Annotated in this window: 18 protein-coding genes; 5 read left to right on the forward strand and 13 right to left on the reverse strand. The window is 60.3% G+C overall.

Translation table 11 applies throughout. The features are described from left to right. Nucleotides 1–15 precede the first annotated feature (15 nt). Nucleotides 16–792 carry a VOC family protein gene (locus ACXHXG_RS02260; RefSeq protein WP_104822385.1) on the reverse strand — a complete coding sequence of 259 codons (777 nt, stop codon included), beginning with the start codon at nucleotides 790–792 and terminating at the stop codon, nucleotides 16–18. A 393-nt stretch (nucleotides 793–1,185) separates the two neighbouring features. Then, nucleotides 1,186–1,911: a DUF899 domain-containing protein gene (locus tag ACXHXG_RS02265; protein WP_457898374.1), complete on the reverse strand. Its 726-nt coding sequence runs from the start codon at nucleotides 1,909–1,911 to the stop codon at nucleotides 1,186–1,188. Between the two features lie 71 nt (nucleotides 1,912–1,982). On the opposite strand from ACXHXG_RS02265, the gene ACXHXG_RS02270 reads away from it, so the two are divergent. Beyond that, complete coding sequence (locus ACXHXG_RS02270; RefSeq protein WP_283049567.1) at nucleotides 1,983–2,429, forward strand: MarR family winged helix-turn-helix transcriptional regulator; 447 nt, start codon at nucleotides 1,983–1,985, stop codon at nucleotides 2,427–2,429. Here the strand turns inward: ACXHXG_RS02270 and ACXHXG_RS02275 are convergent. The 3 genes from ACXHXG_RS02275 to ACXHXG_RS02285 all read right to left on the reverse strand — a co-directional run bounded on the left by ACXHXG_RS02275 (nucleotide 2,426) and on the right by ACXHXG_RS02285 (nucleotide 4,082). After that, nucleotides 2,426–3,184, reverse strand: coding sequence for an RES family NAD+ phosphorylase (locus tag ACXHXG_RS02275; RefSeq protein ID WP_457898375.1), 759 nt, complete (start codon nucleotides 3,182–3,184; stop codon nucleotides 2,426–2,428). The two genes, ACXHXG_RS02270 and ACXHXG_RS02275, sit on opposite strands and share 4 nt — an antisense overlap. Then, on the reverse strand, nucleotides 3,144–3,527 hold the full coding sequence (locus ACXHXG_RS02280; protein ID WP_104822381.1) for an MbcA/ParS/Xre antitoxin family protein: 384 nt from the start codon (nucleotides 3,525–3,527) through the stop codon (nucleotides 3,144–3,146). The genes ACXHXG_RS02275 and ACXHXG_RS02280 overlap by 41 nt, the downstream gene beginning before the upstream one ends. A gap of 132 nt (nucleotides 3,528–3,659) precedes the next feature. After that, entirely contained in the window at nucleotides 3,660–4,082 is a 423-nt protein-coding gene (locus ACXHXG_RS02285) for an organic hydroperoxide resistance protein (protein ID WP_104822380.1), read from the reverse strand. 132 nt (nucleotides 4,083–4,214) lie between these two features. On the opposite strand from ACXHXG_RS02285, the gene ACXHXG_RS02290 reads away from it, so the two are divergent. Next, a complete protein-coding gene (locus ACXHXG_RS02290) occupies nucleotides 4,215–4,676 on the forward strand; it encodes a MarR family winged helix-turn-helix transcriptional regulator (RefSeq protein ID WP_283049563.1) in 462 nt (153 codons plus the stop codon). 38 nt (nucleotides 4,677–4,714) lie between these two features. On the opposite strand, the gene ACXHXG_RS02295 is transcribed toward ACXHXG_RS02290, so the two are convergent. Continuing rightward, the gene (locus ACXHXG_RS02295) at nucleotides 4,715–5,452 is read right to left on the reverse strand and encodes a L,D-transpeptidase family protein (protein WP_457898376.1); all 738 of its coding nucleotides are present in this window, start codon (nucleotides 5,450–5,452) and stop codon (nucleotides 4,715–4,717) included. A 158-nt stretch (nucleotides 5,453–5,610) separates the two neighbouring features. Next, nucleotides 5,611–6,414, reverse strand: coding sequence for a L,D-transpeptidase (locus ACXHXG_RS02300; RefSeq protein WP_457898811.1), 804 nt, complete (start codon nucleotides 6,412–6,414; stop codon nucleotides 5,611–5,613). A gap of 157 nt (nucleotides 6,415–6,571) precedes the next feature. Here ACXHXG_RS02300 and ACXHXG_RS02305 point away from each other — a divergent pair, with 157 nt between their 5' ends. Together ACXHXG_RS02305 and scpA are read left to right on the forward strand one after the other, a co-directional pair. Further along, nucleotides 6,572–7,924 carry a methylmalonyl-CoA mutase family protein gene (locus ACXHXG_RS02305; RefSeq protein ID WP_457898377.1) on the forward strand — a complete coding sequence of 451 codons (1,353 nt, stop codon included), beginning with the start codon at nucleotides 6,572–6,574 and terminating at the stop codon, nucleotides 7,922–7,924. 34 nt (nucleotides 7,925–7,958) lie between these two features. Then, the gene (gene scpA, locus ACXHXG_RS02310; RefSeq protein WP_457898378.1) at nucleotides 7,959–10,091 is read left to right on the forward strand and encodes a methylmalonyl-CoA mutase; all 2,133 of its coding nucleotides are present in this window, start codon (nucleotides 7,959–7,961) and stop codon (nucleotides 10,089–10,091) included. Between the two features lie 4 nt (nucleotides 10,092–10,095). On the opposite strand, the gene ACXHXG_RS02315 is transcribed toward scpA, so the two are convergent. The 6 genes from ACXHXG_RS02315 to ACXHXG_RS02340 all read right to left on the reverse strand — a co-directional run bounded on the left by ACXHXG_RS02315 (nucleotide 10,096) and on the right by ACXHXG_RS02340 (nucleotide 17,663). Continuing rightward, nucleotides 10,096–11,091: an alpha/beta hydrolase family protein gene (locus ACXHXG_RS02315; RefSeq protein ID WP_457898379.1), complete on the reverse strand. Its 996-nt coding sequence runs from the start codon at nucleotides 11,089–11,091 to the stop codon at nucleotides 10,096–10,098. Nucleotides 11,092–11,181: 90 nt separating this feature from the next. After that, nucleotides 11,182–12,819, reverse strand: coding sequence for a cisplatin damage response ATP-dependent DNA ligase (locus ACXHXG_RS02320; RefSeq protein ID WP_104822375.1), 1,638 nt, complete (start codon nucleotides 12,817–12,819; stop codon nucleotides 11,182–11,184). Next, a complete protein-coding gene (locus ACXHXG_RS02325) occupies nucleotides 12,819–13,829 on the reverse strand; it encodes a ligase-associated DNA damage response exonuclease (RefSeq protein ID WP_457898380.1) in 1,011 nt (336 codons plus the stop codon). The genes ACXHXG_RS02320 and ACXHXG_RS02325 overlap by 1 nt, the downstream gene beginning before the upstream one ends. 28 nt (nucleotides 13,830–13,857) lie before the next feature. Then, nucleotides 13,858–14,598: a carbon-nitrogen hydrolase family protein gene (locus ACXHXG_RS02330; protein WP_457898381.1), complete on the reverse strand. Its 741-nt coding sequence runs from the start codon at nucleotides 14,596–14,598 to the stop codon at nucleotides 13,858–13,860. A gap of 81 nt (nucleotides 14,599–14,679) precedes the next feature. Then, the gene (locus ACXHXG_RS02335) at nucleotides 14,680–15,252 is read right to left on the reverse strand and encodes a TMEM175 family protein (protein ID WP_104822372.1); all 573 of its coding nucleotides are present in this window, start codon (nucleotides 15,250–15,252) and stop codon (nucleotides 14,680–14,682) included. Between the two features lie 92 nt (nucleotides 15,253–15,344). After that, nucleotides 15,345–17,663, reverse strand: coding sequence for a sensor domain-containing protein (locus ACXHXG_RS02340; protein WP_457898382.1), 2,319 nt, complete (start codon nucleotides 17,661–17,663; stop codon nucleotides 15,345–15,347). A 244-nt stretch (nucleotides 17,664–17,907) separates the two neighbouring features. Between ACXHXG_RS02340 and ACXHXG_RS02345 the strand changes: the two genes are divergently transcribed. Further along, entirely contained in the window at nucleotides 17,908–19,281 is a 1,374-nt protein-coding gene (locus tag ACXHXG_RS02345) for a TIGR03808 family TAT-translocated repetitive protein (protein ID WP_457898383.1), read from the forward strand. The last annotated feature ends 6 nt before the right edge of the window (nucleotides 19,282–19,287 follow it).

Consider the following 19,287-nt stretch of genomic DNA (forward strand, 5'->3'; position numbering starts at 1 on the left):
GGAGAAGGCAGAAGCTTATTTCACTGGCGCAACGAGCGAGAAGAACGCGCCTTGCGGGTCGGTGCACTGGACGATCCAGCTACCGCCGGGGACTTCCATCGGGCCGTTGACGACCTTTCCGCCGGCCTCGTTGACGCGGCCGATAGCGGCATCAATTGCCGGGACATTGAAATAGAAGTTCCAGGCGGCCATCGGCATTTCCGCCGGCTTGGTCATGATGCCGCCGAAGTCGCGGTCGCCGATCTTGAAGATCTTGTAGGTGCCCATCGGACCCATGTCGAAATCGGAACTCGATTCCCAGCCGAACATATCGCGGTAGAAATCAAAGGCTTTCGGGCCATCGTTGGAATAGAGCTCGTGCCAGCCGATATAGCCGGGAGCATTGGGTTCCGGCGGCTGCCAGTCCTGGCCCGGCAACGGCGTGAAAATGCAGAAGGCGGCGCCATAGGGATCGGAGACGACGGCAAAGCGGCCGACACCCGGAATGTCCCCAGGCTCTCGATAGACCCTGCCGCCTTTTGCGGCGATCGTCTTGGCAGCCTCATCGACATTGGGCACACTGATGTAGCCGGTCCAGCAGGGCGGCGTCCCCATGGCCTTGGCCTCTTCCGGCAAGATCATCATGCCGGCGATCGGGCCGGCGCCGGCGCTGAACAGAGTATAGGCCATTTCGATTTCCGGCATTCCGGCATCCTTGGCGTCCCAGCCGACAACCTTGCGGTAGAAGGCTTCTCCTGCGGCCATGTCGGTGGTCATCAGTTCGTACCAGACAAAATATCCCTTCGCAGCCATTGTAGATCTCCCTATTGCTTGCGGCGGTAATTGGCGATCATGAATTCCTTCCAGCTTCAGTCCGGCTGGCACGAGGAAAAGATGCGTTCATTGTCGTCGATGAGTGTGATGGCTTCACGATAGCTGGCCGACTGCAGGAATGCGTGCTCTTCCGTCAGTTCCGCCTTCCTCGCGTCCCTCCTTTGCGATTGGCCGAGCCCCATACCCCGTAGTGCACTCAAGCGGCATCGCGATCTTTCAGATCCGCTCCTTGCGCTTTAGGCCCTTGATTTTGCGCATGTCGCTATCGCAAAACCGCTACACACTTTTGCGCGACATGCTTTAAACACGGCACTTCGGATATTTGTTCCCACGCGACCTTCCAAGGAAAGTCGTGCGGCTTGGGTTCATGCTTCAGTGACAGGAGGACTGCGCCTTCGAGGCATCGTCATATTCATCGTGGCGACGCACGAAATCCATGGTGCTGCCTTCGTTGCGGCCCTTCGGCGCATTGTCGAGGATCATCAGCGTGCCGATCATCTCCTCGCCGCCGCGGGCATAACTGGAATAGGTGTGGAAAATATTGCCGGCCTCATCCTTGTAGAACGCGCTGAGCCCGGGAAGTTCGTCGTGGCCGTTCTTCGCGTCCATGGCAGAGAAATTGTAGAACACCTTTTCGCCGACGAGCTGCTCTGCCGTAAAGGAGACGTGATAGTCGAAATTGAAATCGTTGGCGAAAGACGACACCCAGGGGAACTTCCAGCCCATGCGTTTCTTGTAAGCCTCTATCTTCTCGATCGGCGCGCGAGCAACGGCAACGAGGGTGACGTCGTGATGATTGAGATGCGGCAGGGCGCCATCGAAATGATCGGCGAGGAACGAACAGCCGGGGCATCCGGCTTCCCACGTCGGACCGAGCATGAAGTGGTAGACGATGAGTTGACTGCGGCCGTCGAAGAGATCGGCCAGCGACTTCTTCCCCGTGGGCGTGTCGAAAACGTAGTCCTTGTCGACTTTGACCCAGGGCAGCGCCAAGCGCTCGGCATTGATACGGTCACGCAAATGCGTCGCTTCTTTCTCCTTGGCAAGCAGTTCGCGGCGAGCCTCCAGCCACACCTCGCGTGAAACGATTTGGTTCATTGTCGCGCCCTCCTCCGGCGTCCACTTCTCACCAAACTTGACAAATGCATTGATATCAATATTAGTAAACCATGTCAAACATGATTGAAATTCCTTTCGAGACAACACTACTCGTGCGCGATACCTGCCTCTGCCTGCATGTGCAGCGCGCCGCTCGCGCTTTGGCGCGCCGTTTCGACGAAGCACTGAGGCCACTCGGACTCACCAATGGCCAGTTTTCCCTGATGATGTCACTGAACAGGCCGGAGCCTGCAGCCATGGGGCCGGTGGCAACGCTGCTCGCAATAGATCAGACGACGCTGACGGCGGCCTTAAAGCCGCTGGAGCGGCGGGGCTGGGTGAGCATTCTTCCCAATCCCAGGGATCGCCGTGCCCGGCTGCTCAGCCTGACGCCGTCAGGCAAAGCGGTGCTCGCGGCCGCTGTGCCGATCTGGAAGGTGACGCATGCGGAGGTGGAAGCTAGACTGCCCGATGGCGATGCGGACCGGCTGCGGCGGGATTTGCTCACGTTGGCTTAAGCGCTGTTTCGCATGCGCGGATCGGCGCCGAAATCGCTGCGTGCGAAACCGATGCGACTTTTCGGAAAATCGCAGAGTGCCTGAACGCCGGCCGGCGACAGCCGGATGCGCCAGGTCTGCCGTTCGACGGGTTCGCGGGCGGCGAAGGCATGGGCCGTCAGAAGGGCAATATTCTTTCCGCCTTGGGAATCCCTGACGGAGCGGTAGAGGATCGCCTGAATGCCCCCTGCCCGCGCCGCGTCGGCGAGCGACTGGCAAGCTTCGTAGCTGACGGGATCGGTCCATGCTTCGCGATCTCGATCCAACGGCGAGCGGGTAAGATCAATCGCCTCTTTGGTGCTGATCGCGGCGGCGAGGGCGGTGTATTCCGCCGCATTGGCAGGCAACGGCGTCTCCGGAGAATCGCTAAAGAAAAGCAGCCGGTAAAAACTCATTTCGGCCAGCGCCGTTTCGACCCGTTCGGAAGCGTAGAAGACGCCCAGGGTACGTCCCGCCCGTCTGAAGCGTGAGCCGTGAGGGTAGATCGCTCCGTAGCGGAAGGGAGTGGCCAACAGATAGTCCAGACCGGCGCATTCCGGCGGCAGCGCCGGCTTGCTCTCCTCCAGCAGATGTTCGAGAAGCGCCTGCTCTTCCAGCGTGTCGACCAGCTTCAAGGTCGAGACCTGATGCTGCGCCTCCACCAGTCGCCAATAGCGGCCGGAAATCGGCCGAGCCTCAGACGATAGCGCGGCGGGCGTCCAGATAGGCAAGGACATCGGTCAATCCGGAAATGGAGGTGATCTTTTCGAGCGGCGTTGCACCGAAGGCGAGATTGACATTGCGCAGCCATTGCCGCGCCACGGCCTCATCGCCGCCGACAATGGCATCGAGCGAGCGAAACAGACGTACGAAAAGAACGGCGAGTTCAAATGGCTTGCTGTGCCGCTCCAGAAGATGATCTTGCCGCTTCATGCGCGACACCGTCGCTTCCGAAACGCCGATGACAGCAGCGAGCATGCGGGCGTTCAAGCCCAGCCGCTCCGCGGCATTAACGACCGCCTTGGTGATGACTAGGGCCTCGCCCGGATTTGCGTGACCGATCGCTTGAGCAGATATCATGGCTATATCCTTTCTCAAGAAAACATATAGCAACTTTCTTGCAAAAGAAAAAGAGCGACATGCACCGAAATGCATATCGCTCCTCTTTTATGTCATCCGTTCCGTCAGTTCGGAAGATGAGAAAGCCCGTTCTCAGGCAACCGTGACCGGCACTTCCGTCGAGGTGCGCATGGCGTGGCTATAGGGGCAGACAATGTGAGCGGCAGCGGCGAGCTTTTCAGCTTCAGCCTTTTCCATGCCGGGAATGTGAACCGACAGCGAGACTTCGATGCCGAAGCCGGTGCCATCCGCGCGCGGGCCGATGCCAACCGTTGCCGTCACCTTGGCGTCTTCCGGAATCTTGACCTTCTGCTGGCCTGCAACAAATTTCAGGGCGCCAAGGAAGCAGGCGGAATAGCCTGCAGCGAAGAGCTGTTCCGGATTGGTGCCGGTAGCGCCGTCGCCGCCGAGTTCCTTCGGCACGGTCAGCGTGACGTCAAGAACGCCATTTTCGGAAACGGCGTGGCCTGCACGGCCGCCGGTAGCGGAAGCCTTGGTGGTGTAGAGGATAGGCATGTCAGATCTCCTTTGCGAGTTGGATGAAGTTTGTATATAACGCGATTTAATCGTTCGCAATATATTTTTGTAATTTGATTTTGAAAAATGAACCTGTGACAATGACGTCAACAAGAAACTGGCGGAGCAGCGATGACGGACAAGGTGCAGGAGCGGGCAATCCCGGATGAGGAAAAGCGGCTTGAACGGCAGCTCTGTTTTGCCGTCTACGCGACCGCGCATGCCTTCAATCGCGCCTACAAGCCGATCCTCGATCGTGTCGGGCTGACCTATCCGCAATATCTGGTGATGCTGGTGCTCTGGGAGAAAGGCTGTTTGCCGGTCAAGACCATCGGCGAGCAGCTTGATCTCGATTCGGGCACGCTGTCGCCGCTGTTGAAACGCCTCGAGCAAGCCGGCCTGATCGGGCGCGTACGAGACCCGAAGGACGAACGCCAGGTAATCGTTTCGTTGACGGAAAAGGGCGCCGGCATGAAATGCCAGGTCAGTATGATCATGGCAGCCATCGGCCAAGCCGTCGGCTGCGATATGAATGAAATGGCCAGTCTGCGCGACCGGCTGCAGCGCCTGAGAGCGAATTTAACGGCCGAATGACAGCCGTTAAATTCCACTCGTCAAAAACATGTCCAAGCTTACGCCTGCGTCACCAAGATCGGCGCGCGTTGCGGCACGCGGTCGTAGAGATCGATGACGTCCTGATTCAGCAGGCGAACGCAGCCCGAGGAAACGGCCTTGCCGATGGAGCGCCAGTCGGGATTGCCGTGCAGACGGTAGAGCGAATCCTGCTTATCCTCGAAAATATAAAGCGCTCGCGCGCCGAGCGGATTCTTCAAGCCGGGCTCCATGCCGCCGTTGGCGATGGAATATTTGACGAGTTCCGGCTGACGGGCGACCATTTCGTCCGGCGGGTTCCAGCGCGGCCATTTCTTGCGCCACTGGATGACACCACGGCCCTGCCAGGCGAAGCCTTCGCGACCGACGCCGATACCATAGCGCATCGCCGTGCCGCCCGGTTCGGTGACATAGAGGAAGCGCTCGCGCGTATTGACGACGACGGTGCCCGGCGGCTCACCCGTCGGATCGACAACGCGCTGACGATAATATCGCGGATCGATCTGCTCATAGGGTATTGCCGGAAGATGAAAGCCGCCATCATCCATGGCTGCATAGATCACAGCCGGGTCCGGCTGCTCGCCATTATAGCTGGAGAGCCAACTGCCTAAGGGGCGATAGTTGGAACCGTTATACTGCACGGGGCTGACAATCGGATTGCTCTCCACCGTGGAAGCGCAGCCGGCGAGCGTCGAAACGGCGCCAATGCCCGCAAGGGCGAGGAAATTTCGTCGGGAAAGAGAAGAAGGCAGGCTCATGTCGACAGCATCATTCCTGTTGGAAGGGCAGCGGGAACTCGAAACGATCCGATTCGGTTCCCCGCAAGATTCGCAGAGACAGGAATAAAACTAAAGAGGGCAGCGAAGCCCGGCTATCGCACTTATGCAACATCACGAAAATTTGTTGCAATCTGCCGTTACAGAACCACGACTTCGGCTCTTGCCGACACACGATTGTAGAGATCGATCACATCCTGGTTCAGCATGCGCACACAGCCGGATGACGCCGCCTTGCCGATCGACTGCCAATCCGGCGTGCCGTGAATGCGATAGAGCGTGTCCTTGCCATTCTGGAAGATATAGAGGGCGCGGGCGCCAAGCGGATTGGTCGGCCCCGGATTCATGCCGCCGCGTTCGGCTGAAACCGCCTTGATCTCCGGTTCGCGGGCCACCATCTCGCTCGGCGGCGTCCAGCGCGGCCATTTCTGCTTCCACTGGATGATGCCCCTGCCATGCCAGGCATAACCGGCCGCGCCAAGGCCGACGCCATAACGCATCGCCCTGCCGCCCGGCTCGACGAAATAGAGATAGTGACCCCTCGTATCGACGACGATCGTGCCGGGCCTTTCATTGGTCTGATAGTCCACTTCCTGGCGCAGGAAGCGCTGATCTATGCGCTTATAGGGGATGGCCGGCAGGGTGAAATCGTCTTCGCTCTTCTGCGCATACATGGCCTGATGCACCGGATTGGAGGTCGGCAGGCCGTAGGTCTGATTGAATTGCGTGCGGAAGAGATCGCGCGCTTGCGGCACCGGCTGGACCGGCAGGCGTTTTACCTTCTGTGGATCGATACCTTCGGGCTGGTAAAAGACAGGCGCTGTTTCCTGCACGAACCGGTCGGGATCGGTCGCTCCGGTATCGGGAATGATGCTGCAGGCGGACAGCGCGGCAAAAGCGGCTACGGCAAGCAGGCGACAGGAAACAGGCAGGAGATCGGCCATCATCGGGAACCAGTTGAATATGGATCGGTCAGCCACATGATGACCGGCGCGGCTGGCGCGAGGCTGGCGTCGCATGCGAAGATATTGCTCCAATAGGCCAAACTTCTGTTTTCCCTTGCCCTGGCTTGGGTTAGACCATTGGAAGACGGAGGATAGCATGAATATCGACAGTCTCGACCCGAACGTTTTTGCTCCGGTAAGCCGCGAGGCATGGCTCAAGCTGGTGGACCGGGCACTGAAAGGCGCGGATTACCAGGAGGCGCTGGTATCGCGAACGGATGACGGCATCGCGATCGAGCCGCTCTATGCCCGCCGCTCCGATGCCGCGCCATTCACCCGCCGGCAAACCGACAGACCTTGGGTCGTCAGCCAGCGGATGGATGATCCGGATATCGAACGCGCTTTCCTTCAGCTCGGCGAGGATCTCGCCAACGGGAGCAACGGCGTCAGCCTGATCTCGAAAAGCAGCCCCTCGGCCTTTGGTATCGGCCTCAACAACGAGACGGGGGTGCTTGCGGCAAGATTGGCGGCTGCTGTTTCCGGCAATTCCATTTCGCTGCGCTTGGACGGCCTCTCACCGGCCTTTGCCGCGGCATTGGCGGCGGCGCTCGAGAAGAACCAACATCGCCCGACCGTGCATTTCGGCCTCGACGTTTTCGCCTCCAGCACGACGCGGGAGATGACGGGCAGCTTCAAACGTCTCCATGACGCCGGATTTGCCGGAACCGTTTTCAATGCAGATGGCCGCGCCGTGCACAATGCCGGCGGAACGGAGGCGCAGGAACTGGCCGTCATGGCGGCGGCTCTCGTCGCTCATCTGAAACTATTGGATGACGCAGGCGTCGCGCCGGAAGTGGCCCTCAATATAGCAAGTCTCTGTCTGTCTGCCGATCGGAACCAATTCGTCACCATGGCGAAAGCTCGCGCCGCACGCATGATCTTTGCCCGCATCGCAGAGGTTTGCGGCATTTCCGACCCGCCGGTCGCCCATCTCTACATGGAAACGAGCTACCGCATGCTGACGCGGCTCGACCCGGAAACCAATATCCTGCGCAACACGATAGCCGTCTTTTCTGCCGGCACCGGAGGCGCCGACGAGATTTCCGTGCTGCCGCACAGCTTGACCCATGGCATTCCCGATCCGCTGGCGCGGCGCCTGGCGCGCAATATGCAGACCGTCCTGATTGCTGAAAGCCATCTCGACCATGTCGTCGACCCGGCCGCCGGAGCTGGCGGCATCGAGGCGCTGACCGAAGCTTTGGCGGAAAAGGCCTGGGAGATTTTTGCGGGCATCGAGCGGGATGGCGGGCTTGCGAAGTTTATCGCCAGTGGCCGATTAGCGGCGATGGTGCAGGAAGCGCGGGCAAATCGTGTGGCAAAGCCGATTGTGGGGACGACATTGTTTGCGATGAAGGCGGAGCGACCGGTTCCGGTTTTGGGGGAGTTGAGTCCGGTCGCAGGCGGGATGGGACTGATGCCGGTGCGATTGGATGAGGGAGCTGGGGCATGAAGGCGGCATTGGAATTCGCGGAGGTATCGGCTCGGTGACCACTATCCCCGACTTCAGCAAAATCGACTGGAAGAAACCGAAAGCGGTTATTTCAAAAACCGACGCCCCGGCCTGGCAAACTCCGGAGGGCATCGCCGTCAAGCGCGTCTATGACGCGGCGGACCTTGCCGGGTTGAACTTCCTCGACACCTATCCTGGCGCAGCTCCCTTCGTCCGCGGCCCCTATCCGACCATGTATGTCCAGCAGCCCTGGACCATCCGCCAATATGCGGGTTTTTCCACCGCCGAGGAATCGAACGCCTTCTACCGCCGCAATCTCGCGGCCGGGCAGAAAGGCCTCTCCGTCGCCTTCGATCTTGCCACCCATCGCGGCTATGACAGCGACCATCCGCGCGTTGCAGGCGATGTCGGCATGGCGGGCGTGGCGATCGATTCCATTCTCGACATGCGCCAACTCTTCGACGGCATCCCGCTCGGAGAAATGAGCGTATCGATGACTATGAACGGCGCTGTGTTGCCGGTGATGGCGCTTTATATCGTCGCCGCCGAAGAACAGGGCGTTTCCGAGGATAAGCTCTCCGGCACCATCCAGAACGACATCCTCAAGGAGTTCATGGTCCGCAACACCTATATCTACCCGCCGCAACCCTCGATGCGGATCGTTTCGGACATTTTCAGCTATACCAGCCAGCGCATGCCGAAATTCAATTCGATCTCGATTTCCGGCTACCATATGCAAGAGGCTGGTGCCACGGCGGATCTGGAGCTCGCTTATACGATCGCCGACGGCATCGAATATGCCCGTGCGGGGGTGGCTGCCGGGCTTGATATCGACAGCTTCGCGCCACGCCTCTCCTTCTTCTGGGCGGTCGGCATGAATTTCTTCATGGAAGTCGCCAAGATGCGCGCGGCGCGGCTGATCTGGGCCGCACTGATGCAGAAGAACTTTGCGCCGAAGGACGAGAAATCGCTGGCGCTGCGCACCCACAGCCAGACGTCCGGATGGTCGCTGACGGCGCAGGATCCGATGAACAACATCATCCGCACCATGGTCGAAGCCATGGCGGCAACGCAGGGTCACACGCAGTCCCTGCACACCAACTCCTTCGATGAAGCGCTTGCTCTGCCGACGGATCATTCGGCCCGCATCGCCCGCAACACGCAGATCCTTCTGCAGAAGGAATCCGGCACGACCGGCATCATCGATCCCTGGGGCGGCTCGGCCTATGTCGAGCGGCTGACGCATGATCTAGCAACCCGCGCGCTCACCCATATCGAAGAGGTCGAAGCACTCGGCGGCATGGCAAAAGCCATAGAAAAGGGCATTCCGAAGCTCCGGATCGAAGAGGCGGCCGCACGCACGCAGGCGCGCATCGACAGCGGCCACCAGACCGTCGTCGGCGTCAACTTCTCGCGGCCGGAACGAGATATCGAAGTCGACGTGTTGAAGGTGGACAATTCCGAAGTCCGCGCCCGCCAGCTCTCGAAACTGCAGCAATTGAAGGGCACGCGCGAGACGGCGGCGGTTGAGACCGCTCTGGAGGCTCTGACCGATGCCGCGCGCAACGGCACCGGCAATCTCTTGGATTTCGCCGTCAAAGCGGCGCGCGCACGTGCGACGGTCGGCGAAATCTCGCTGGCGCTGGAAAAGGCCTATGGCCGGCACGCTGCGGAAATCAGAACCATATCCGGCGTCTATCGCAAGGAAGTCGGCACCGCCGATCCTCTGTTCAACAAGGCGGTTGCCAAGGTGGAAACTTTCCGCAAGGCAAAGGGCGAGAAGCCCCGCATCCTCGTCGCCAAGATGGGGCAGGACGGACATGACCGCGGGCAAAAGGTCATTGCCACGGCTTTCGCCGATCTCGGTTTCGATGTCGTCGTCGGCGCCATGTTCCAGACGCCGGAGGAAGTGGCCGATCTCGCGGTTCGGGAAGGCGCCGACATCATCGGCGCTTCGTCGCTTGCCGCCGGCCATTTGACGCTGGTGCCGGAACTCAAGGAAGCGCTCAACCGCCGCCACGCCGGTCGTATCCTCATCGCGGTCGGCGGCGTCATTCCGCCTCAGGATTTCGCTGCATTGGAAACCGCCGGCGCAGACGCGATCTTTCCGCCGGGAACGGTGATTGCAGAAGCCGCGGCGGCGCTGGTGGACCGGTTGATGGGCTGACCGTTTAGGCCGCCACACTCCGGAAAAACTGGATGCTCTGTTCGATCGCACCCGGCAGCGCCGAGTTGTGATTGCCCTGAACCGTCGCCAATTCCATTTTTACACCGCCGGCAAGAGCACGCTTCGAAAGCAGCGCCGCCCGGGCCTGCAAATTGGTCTCTTCACTGGCGTGCATGACCTTCAAGGGGCATTTGAAGCTGTGGGCGTAGCAGACGGGCGAGCGCATCTGGAATTCGCGCGGATTTTTCGCGTTGAAGCGGATATCCTCCGGATAACGATGGAAGAAGGCGAAGGCATCCGGATTGCCTGAAATGGGTGTGGCCGCGCGGAAGCGTTTGGCCGACATTGCCGCCAGCATCGCCAGCGTGCCGCCGACGCTGTGGCCTGCAAGGAACAGACGATGCGGGTCGACGCCTGGCAGGTGGCGCAGACGATCGGATGCAGCGAGAACGTCGGCAACCTCGTCATAGAAACCCGAGAAATTACCCTTTTGGCCGTTTTCGCCGCGCATCGACGGGATCATGACGACATAGCCGGCCTCGACGTAAGGCTTCATCAGCAGCCAATGACCCTGACCTATGGCGTTGCCGCCGTGGAGGAAGAGCACGGCCGGCTTAGGCTTCGGCGTGCGCTCATAGCGCGACACCCAGGCAACGAGTTCCAGCTCGCCGCCGAGACCGCTGCGATAAAAAATCTGATCGGCGTCCGATGGTGCGACCAGCGGTTCATATTTGTCTGGCGCCGGGCCTTTGTTCAGAAGGTCGGTGCGGAACTTGTGACGCTCCTTGGCATAATCACCGGCCAGAAGCGGCGGATCGACCGACGCCTCCGCGGCTTTCGCGGCGATCTTGGGATCGGCAGCCTTGGTCTCGACCGTCTTTGTTTCGAGAACCTTTGTTTCGGCAGCCTTAGCGATGTTGGGAGCAAAAAGTGTTACGGCAAGACCGGCAAGAACGGTGCGGCGACCGGGGCGAAATGCGTTGTCTTCAGACGTTGTCATATGCTCTGTCCAAATATGCCCGGCAGTATCGAAATCTGCACGGGTTGAAAGCCGGGGCCAACTCACATTGTGGTGAGGAATCGACCTGACTTATTCATCAACGGCAGGAGCCTTGGCGTCAATTAGTGCCACCAAATTTTCCAGCCGATCCGCCTCATAGGGCGGCTTGTCGGGTCTCAGACGAGCAATGCGCGGAAAGCGCATGGCGACACCGGATTTATGTCGCGTCGAACGGTTGATCCCTTCGAAGGCGACTTCGAGAACGAAGCCAAAATCGCGATCGGCCCGCACCGCCCTTACCGGGCCGAAACGATCGATCGTATTGTTGCGCACGAACTTGTCGAGCACTTCCAGTTCTGCATCCGTGAAGCCGAAATAGGCCTTGCCTACCGGCACCAGTTGTTCGCCCTCCGGCGTCATCGACCAGACGCCGAAGGTGAAATCGGAATAATAGCTGGAACGTTTGCCATGGCCGCGCTGGGCATACATCAGCACGGCATCGACATTGTAGGGATTGCGTTTCCATTTGAACCACGGCCCCTTGGCACGGCCGGCGAGATAGGCGCTGTCGCGGCGCTTGATCATGACGCCTTCGATAACCGGATCGGGCGGAGACGAACGCAATTGGTCCAACTCCTCCCAGGAGGTAAATTCGACCAGCGGCGAGAGGTCGAAGCGATCGTGGGGTGCTGCCTCGATAATTTCCGTCAGCCGCTCACGCCGATCGAGGAAGCCGCGGGCACGCACGTCCTCTTCGCCATCGAACAGCAGATCATAGGCACGGATGAAGGCCGGATATTCCTCCAGCATCTTCGCCGTCACCGTCTTGCGGTTCAACCGCTGCTGCAGGTCGGAGAAGGTACGCGTCGGGCTGTTGGAGCGCGCCGTGCCGCCGATCAGCAATTCGCCATCGACGACGCCCTCGAAGCTGACGGCATCGACGATGTCCGGAAAGGCGCTGGAGATATCGTCGCCGGAGCGGGAATAGAGCTTGCACGTCATTCCCGCCCGCGAAAGCTGGACGCGGATGCCATCCCATTTCCATTCGGCGGCATAATCCAGGGGATCGAGCCCAGTGAGATCGCCAGGCTCGACGGGATTGGCGAGCATGACGGAATGAAAGATCGCAGGCGTCGCCAGCACCGGCTTGTCGCCCTTGCCCTCCAGCCATTGGAACAGGCTTTCATAGGGCGGCTGCAACCCGTGCCACAGTGTTTCGATCTCGGTCACGTCCTTGCCGCTCAGCTCCGCCAAAGCCTGCTTGGCAAGCCGCGCCGACACACCGATGCGCAGCGCGCCGGTGGCGAGCTTCAGGAAGGCAAAACGGCCTGACGTGTCCAGCCGATCGAGCAGGTCACGAACGAAGCTGCGCACCTCGGTACGCCCCAGCGCATTCATCCGGCGCACCACCTCGCCGAGCTTCGGCTGTTCGCCCGCCGGGCGGACGATATCGCTTTCCTTGTCCCAGACCAGCGAGATGGTCTCGGCGAGGTCGCCGACATAGTCATAAGAGTAACGAAACAGCACTTCGTCCATGCGTTCCAGCACGAGCTCGCGCAGCATGGCCGGCTTGACGTTGCGCACCTCCAGCGTGCCGGCGATCGCGGCGAGACCGTAGCCGCGATCCGGGTCAGGCGTCTCGCGGAAATAGTCGGTGAGCAGCTTCAGCTTGCCATTGCGGCTCGGCGTCAACACCAGGCGATCGAGGAGGTCGGCAAAGGCTTTCATCAGTCGCCCTCGTCTTCATAGCCGATCAGATGCAATGGCTTGGCCGGGATGCCCTGCAATTCGCACCAGCGCACAAGGGCCTCTTCGCGCCCATGGGTGACCCAGACTTCGCCCGGCTTCAGCTCCGAGATGGTCTCGGTCAGCTCCGGCCAGTCACAATGATCCGAAATGACCAGCGGCAGCTCGACGCCGAGCTGCTTGGCGCGCTGGCGCACCATCATCCAGCCCGACGCGAAGGCAGGGAGAGGCTCATGGAACCGCCTCGCCCAGCGGTCTTGGAAAGCCGAGGGTGGGCCGACGACGACAGCGCCCTTGAAGATCGATTGATCCCGGCTTTCGATCGTTGCCGGCAACAGCTCGCCGAGGACTATGCCCTGCCCGGCATAATAGCCGCACAATGTCTCCAGCGCGCCGTGAATATAGATAGGCTTGTCGTAACCTGCATCGCGCAGCAGCCGGATGACGCGCTGCGCCTTACCGAGCGCATAGGCGCCGATGAGATGGGTGCGCTCCGGAAATTGCCGGAGCGAAGCCAGCAGCTTCGCCGTCTCGTCCAGCGGATCGGGATGATGGAACACCGGCAGTCCGAAGGTCGCCTCGGTAATGAAGACGTCGCAGGCAACGGGCACGTAGGCGGCGCAGGTCGGGTCCGGCCGTCGCTTGTAATCGCCGGAAACGACGATGCGCAGCCCATCCTTCTCCACCGCGATCTGTGCAGACCCAAGCACGTGCCCGGCCGGATGAAACCGCACCCGAACGCCGTTGATGATCAGCTCCTCGCCGAAACCGACCGCCTGCTCGGATCCGGAAAAGCCATCGCCATAGCGTATCCGCATGATGTCCAGCGTCTTGCGCGTGGCGAGCACTTGGGCATGTCCGGAGCGGGCGTGGTCGGAATGTCCATGCGTTATCAACGCCCGTTCGACTGGCCGCACCGGATCGACATAGAAGCCACCGATCGGACAGAACAGCCCCTCAGGGGCGGGATACAGCAATTGATCCGGTCTCATAGGGGAGAGGATAGCGTGATTTGTGCAATTATGTAGCGATCATTGGCGCTTTTTGATCGAATCCGCATTCGGGTTGTCGATCAGGCAGGTCGAAGACGAGGACGTCCTCGCTATACGGCTTCGCCTTCGCAACGACGACACCGTTCGGATCGACGATCGCGGTGCTGCCGTAACTTAGCCAGCCATCGTCATTGCCGCCGACAACATCAGCCGACATGACCCAGCATCCCGTATGTTTGGCGCATGTCTGTAGGCCCGATAAGCAGGGCTTATGCCACTTCTCCGCCTTGTGAGGCCGCAGCATCAGGTTGACGGGATTGCAGATGAGGCCGGCTCCCCTTCTGGCGAGCCGAGCCGCCGTGTAGGGATATCGGAGATCGGAACAGATATTGATGCCGAAGCGCCAATCGCGGAGCGTCCAGACCGGAAAATCCGTTCCGGGCACGCAGCCGCTTTCCAGCGGATGCGCCTTGGCATAGACCCCGCATATCTGCCCTGCCTTTACGACAACAGCGCTATTGCAGATCGCCTCCCCGCGCCGCTCGAAAAGGCCGATGATCGCAGTCGTCTTCCCCGATGCACAGCGGTTGATCAGAGACTTCAGAGCGGGATCATCGAGAGACAACGCACGTCGTCTGGCAATTTCCTTGTCGTAGCTGTGTCCCTGAAGATAGCACTCCGGGAAAAGCGCGAGGTCGATGCCTTGCTCCTCCGCCCATGCCAGATCGCGTGCAAGCACATCGCCTGTCTTGTCGACGACATCAAACATTGCCAGGCGTTGAAAGGCTGCGACACGCATAGCGAAGGACTAACACGCTTCCTGAGTCGCCCACAGCGCGAAGCTGCTCGTCTACTTCATCATCCGCTCGAACCGTCGATCCGGCACCAGCCATATGCAGGCGACGATGAAATAGATGCCGAGGGAGATAAACGGGTTGATGGCGGCAAGTATGATAGCGACGATGTAAAGGCTAACGGAAATTCCGGCTTTACGATCCGAACCGAGCGTGTGGGCAAAATCGGAATCCCTGCCATGCACACGGATCAGCATCTGGCCGAGGATGTAATAGGCAAAACCGCACATCAGCAAGACGAAGCCATAGACCATCACGGGCGTCATGGCGAAGTCGTTTTCGTCCATCCAGCCGGTGGCAAAGGGCATCAATGACAGCCAGAACAGCAGATGCAGATTGGCCCAAAGCACGCCGCCCCCGACGTGTTTCACCGCCTGGAACATATGATGGTGATTGTTCCAGTAGATGCCGACGTAGACGAAGCTCAGAACATAGGAAAGCAGCGTCGGGATCAGCGGTACGAGCGCCTGCACCCCCTCGCCATGCGGCACTTTCAATTCCAGCACCATGATGGTGATGATGATGGCGATCACGCCATCGGAAAAGGCTTCGATACGCCCCTTGCCCATAAATCCACTTCCCCTCTTCGCGCAAAGCCCAATACAGAATCAATTCAAGGGCCGGCTAATAGGAGGCAGAATTACAGCGGACAGGGATGGGTTCAAGCGAGGCGATCGTAGGCGTTCGTCAGAATCCTCGGGATTTCCGCCGCTCCGACCGGCCGCGAGAAATAGAAGCCCTGGGCGTCGTGGCACTGACTCTGACGCAGGAACTCGAGTTGCTCGTCCGTTTCCACTCCTTCGGCGACGACCGCCAGACGCAGCAGCCGTGCAAGCGAGATGACGGTGGAGGCGATGGCGACGGTCGTCTCGTCGCGCGGCAACGCCTCAACGAAGGAGCGATCCATTTTGAGACGGTCGAAGGGAAAAGTCTTCAGCGCCGCCAAGCTGGAATAGCCGGTGCCGAAATCGTCGATGGAAAGACGCACGCCAAGCGCCTTCAGCGCCTGCATCACATGCAGGGCGCGCGGCACGTCATGCATCAGCGTGCTCTCCGTCAACTCAAGCTCCAGCCATTGCGCGCCGAGGCCGCTCGCCTCCAGAGCTTCGGTGACGTGCACGGCAAGCGCCGGATCGCTGAATTGCCGAGCCGAAACATTGACGGCGACCGTGACCGGCGGCAGGCCCATTTCCTGCCATTCCTTGGCCTGTCGACAGGCCTCGTTCAGCACGAACAAGCCGAGCGGGATGATCAGCCCGGATTCTTCGGCCAGCGGGATGAACTGACCGGGCGGCAGCATGCCGTGGCGCGGATGACGCCAGCGCACCAACGCCTCCAGGCCGACCACCCGGCCGCTCGCGACATCGACCTGCGGCTGATATTCCAGAAAGAACTGCTTGGCGCCGATCGCCTTGCGCAATTCTTCCTGCTCGCTCAGCGGCATGACGCCAGCCGCGTCCGATCTCTGAATATGATACTGCAGCCGGTTACGGCCATGCTCCTTGGCCTTGTACATGGCCGCGTCGGCGCAGGCGATCAGCTCGTCCGGCGTCTCCCCGTCGGCCGGAAAGGCTGCGACGCCGATACTGCTCGTGACGGCGACTTCGATTTCCCCGATCATCACCGGCTGCGTAATCGCCTTCTGCAGTTCACGCAGCCGCCGCGTGATGCCGGTGTCATGGCGCGATTGATGGACAATGACCAGCAGGAATTCGTCGCCGCCGAGGCGTACCACCATATCGGAAGCGCGCAGGCTATCGACCATGCGCGCCGTCAGCTCCTTCAAGAGCTCATCGCCGGCGCTGTGGCCGCGGCTGTCATTGACCTGCTTGAAATTGTCGAGATCGACATAAGCGACCGTCACCTTGCGGCCGTTTCGGCGCGCCTTGAACAGGATTTTCGCCATGTTCTCCTTGAGAAAGGCGCGGTTCGGCAGACCCGTCAGGTCGTCATGATGGGCCATGAAATAGATGCGATCTTCGGCGCGCTTGCGTTCGATGGCGATGCCGGCGATGTGGGTCGCCATGGCAACCAGCTCCAGCTCGCGTTCGGTCGGCTCGCGCACGGTGCCGGAATAAAGCGCGAACGTGCCGAGCACATTGCCCTGCGAGGTCATGATCGGCGTCGACCAACATGAGCGTAGGCCGAATTGCGCGGCCAGAACACAAAAATCCTCCCAGAGCGGATCCGTCTGGGTGTCGTTGACGAAGACTGGCTTGCCGCGCCAGGCGGCCGTGCCGCAGGAGCCGACTTTCGGGCCGATGGCGACGCCATCGATCAGACGGCTATAGGCAGCGGGCAGATTGGGTGCCGCTCCATGGGAGAGATGGATGCCTTCCGGATCCAGCAGCAGCACCGATCCTTTGATATCGGTAAGTTGATCCTCGACCATCAACACCACCGCCTCGAGGATCATCTCCAGCGGCTCGCTCTTGGCGATCATCTCCAATAGCTCGGCCTGGCTGCGGCGCAGATGCTCCTGGCGCTTGCGCTCGGTGATATCGCGTGAAATGCAGATCAGGCCGATCACCTCGCCGCGGTCATTGCGCAGCGGTAACTTCGAGGTCAACCGATAGACCGGCTTACCGCCGGTCGCAGAGGGAATGACGTCCTCCATATCGAGCCGCGGCTTGCCGGTAGCGATGATTTCCTGCTCGATACGGAAATATTTCGTCGCCCGCTCCAGCGGCACCAGATCGAAATCAGTCTTTCCGGTGATCGCGCTCGCTCTTTCCAAGCCGAGACTTTTTGCCGTGGCGGCATTGGCGAAGACAAAGCGGCTTTCCCGATCCTTGACGAAGAGAAAGTCCGGCAGCTCATGCACGATCGCCTTGAGGCGCAATTGCTCGATGCCATCGGCGACGTGGTGCGCGTTCGCCGCCATCAGCGCCTGCGTAGCTGCCAACAGGCGCTCCGTCTCGACATCAAGCGAACGACCACGCTCGCCTGTCCGCGCATGCTGAAAAGCCGGCTTATTCATGAGGCGCATTCTCCCAACCCGGCCGCAACCACGGCCTCCTCAAATGTCACAACCGAAACGCGATCATTATAGTTCGCGCTTCCTTCAAGCCTCTTAAGCAGATGGGTGAACGAAAGAATAAAAGGCGAAATAGCCGAAAAATAAGAGGCCCATCTTGGCAAAATCAGGCCTCTTTCCGTGCCAAATCGAGACAGATGCGCGTGGCACGTTTTCTGCTTCCGGAAGGCTCAATCCAGGAGTTCACATGGTCCAGCGTCGCGCGTTCCTCGCCTATATCGCCGCCTCGGCTGCAACCGGCCTATTTGCCCCGCGCGCCCTTGCTGCGCCGCTCGCCAAGATCGCGGGTGCCGAGATGCGCGGACCGATCGATGCCATCGCCTATAGGGCGACGCCGGGCACCAGCGATATCAGAAGCGGCAAGCTCCAGGCGATGATCGATAACGCCGCGCGCAACAACGCGCCGGTCTTCCTGCCGCCGGGCAACTACGATGTTTCGAACCTTTCGCTGCCCGACAATACCCGTATCACCGGCATTCCCGGCGCTTCGCGGCTCGTCTATGGCGGCGAAGGCCATCTGATGAGCGCCGACAAGGCCAGGCGCATCGAACTTTCCGGCCTCGTTCTTGATGGCGGCAACCGCTGGCTTGCCGACTATGCCGGCGGGTTGCTGCAATTTACCGGCGTTGATCAGGTGCTGATCGACAATTGCGAAATCGCCGGCAGCCGCAAACATGCGCTGCAACTGGAGCGCTGCGGCGGGCGGATCGAACGCAGCCGCATATCGGGCGCCGCCGAAGCCGGCCTCTATTCCGTCCAGTCGACCGGACTGACGGTCACCGGCAATACTGTCGAGGATTGCGGTAATGGCGGCATTCTCATCCATCGTTGGGACAAGGGCGCAGACGGTAGCATCGTCACCGGCAATCGCATCGCCCGCATCGGCGCCAATGATGGCGGCACCGGCCAGAACGGCAACGGCATCAATATTTTTCGCGCCGACGATGTCCTGGTCTCCGGAAACCACATCGCCGATTGCGCCTTCACTGCTGTCCGCGCCAATTCGGCATCAAACGTGCAAATCACAGGCAATCAATGCCTGCGCTCCGGCGAGACGGCGATCTTCTGCGAATTCGAGTTCGAAGGCGCCGTGGTCAGCAACAATCTGGTCGACGGCGCGGCAAACGGTATCGCGATTGCCAATTTCGACAAGGGCGGTCGGCTCGCCAGTGTCACCGGCAACATCATCCGCAACCTGTCTATGACCGGCCCCTACCCTCAGGAGAGCGGCTTCGGCATCGGAATCTCGGCCGAAGCCGATACGCTGATTGCTTCGAACCTCATCGAAAGCGCCCCGCTCTGGGGCCTGAAACTCGGCTGGGGTCCCTATCTCCGCAACATCGTCGCTACGGGCAATATCATCCGCCAAGCACCCATCGGCTGCGCCGTCTCCGTCGCCGACGGCGCGGGTGCGGCTGTTATTTCCGACAATCTGTTCCAACAAGTGGAAAAAGGCGCTGTCATCGGCTTTCGTTGGGAGAAACCGGCCTCCGGTGATCTGACGGTAACAGGGCGCGAAGATTTTCCACAACTGACAATAGAGAAAAACAGACTAGGATAGGCCTCC

This window comes from Rhizobium sp. LEGMi-198b, from assembly GCF_054114205.1.

Bases quoted from the DNA above. Each gene is read 5' to 3' on its own strand.
- ACXHXG_RS02260 (WP_104822385.1), bottom strand. From the start codon at position 792: ATGGCTGCGAAGGGATATTTTGTCTGGTACGAACTGATGACCACCGAC.
- ACXHXG_RS02265 (WP_457898374.1), bottom strand. From the start codon at position 1,911: ATGAACCAAATCGTTTCACGCGAGGTGTGGCTGGAGGCTCGCCGCGAA.
- ACXHXG_RS02270 (WP_283049567.1), top strand. From the start codon at position 1,983: ATGTCAAACATGATTGAAATTCCTTTCGAGACAACACTACTCGTGCGC.
- ACXHXG_RS02275 (WP_457898375.1), bottom strand. From the start codon at position 3,184: ATGTCCTTGCCTATCTGGACGCCCGCCGCGCTATCGTCTGAGGCTCGG.
- ACXHXG_RS02280 (WP_104822381.1), bottom strand. From the start codon at position 3,527: ATGATATCTGCTCAAGCGATCGGTCACGCAAATCCGGGCGAGGCCCTA.
- ACXHXG_RS02285 (WP_104822380.1), bottom strand. From the start codon at position 4,082: ATGCCTATCCTCTACACCACCAAGGCTTCCGCTACCGGCGGCCGTGCA.
- ACXHXG_RS02290 (WP_283049563.1), top strand. From the start codon at position 4,215: ATGACGGACAAGGTGCAGGAGCGGGCAATCCCGGATGAGGAAAAGCGG.
- ACXHXG_RS02295 (WP_457898376.1), bottom strand. From the start codon at position 5,452: ATGAGCCTGCCTTCTTCTCTTTCCCGACGAAATTTCCTCGCCCTTGCG.
- ACXHXG_RS02300 (WP_457898811.1), bottom strand. From the start codon at position 6,414: ATGGCCGATCTCCTGCCTGTTTCCTGTCGCCTGCTTGCCGTAGCCGCT.
- ACXHXG_RS02305 (WP_457898377.1), top strand. From the start codon at position 6,572: ATGAATATCGACAGTCTCGACCCGAACGTTTTTGCTCCGGTAAGCCGC.
- ACXHXG_RS02315 (WP_457898379.1), bottom strand. From the start codon at position 11,091: ATGACAACGTCTGAAGACAACGCATTTCGCCCCGGTCGCCGCACCGTT.
- ACXHXG_RS02320 (WP_104822375.1), bottom strand. From the start codon at position 12,819: ATGAAAGCCTTTGCCGACCTCCTCGATCGCCTGGTGTTGACGCCGAGC.
- ACXHXG_RS02325 (WP_457898380.1), bottom strand. From the start codon at position 13,829: ATGAGACCGGATCAATTGCTGTATCCCGCCCCTGAGGGGCTGTTCTGT.
- ACXHXG_RS02330 (WP_457898381.1), bottom strand. From the start codon at position 14,598: ATGTTTGATGTCGTCGACAAGACAGGCGATGTGCTTGCACGCGATCTG.
- ACXHXG_RS02335 (WP_104822372.1), bottom strand. From the start codon at position 15,252: ATGGGCAAGGGGCGTATCGAAGCCTTTTCCGATGGCGTGATCGCCATC.
- ACXHXG_RS02340 (WP_457898382.1), bottom strand. From the start codon at position 17,663: ATGAATAAGCCGGCTTTTCAGCATGCGCGGACAGGCGAGCGTGGTCGT.
- ACXHXG_RS02345 (WP_457898383.1), top strand. From the start codon at position 17,908: ATGGTCCAGCGTCGCGCGTTCCTCGCCTATATCGCCGCCTCGGCTGCA.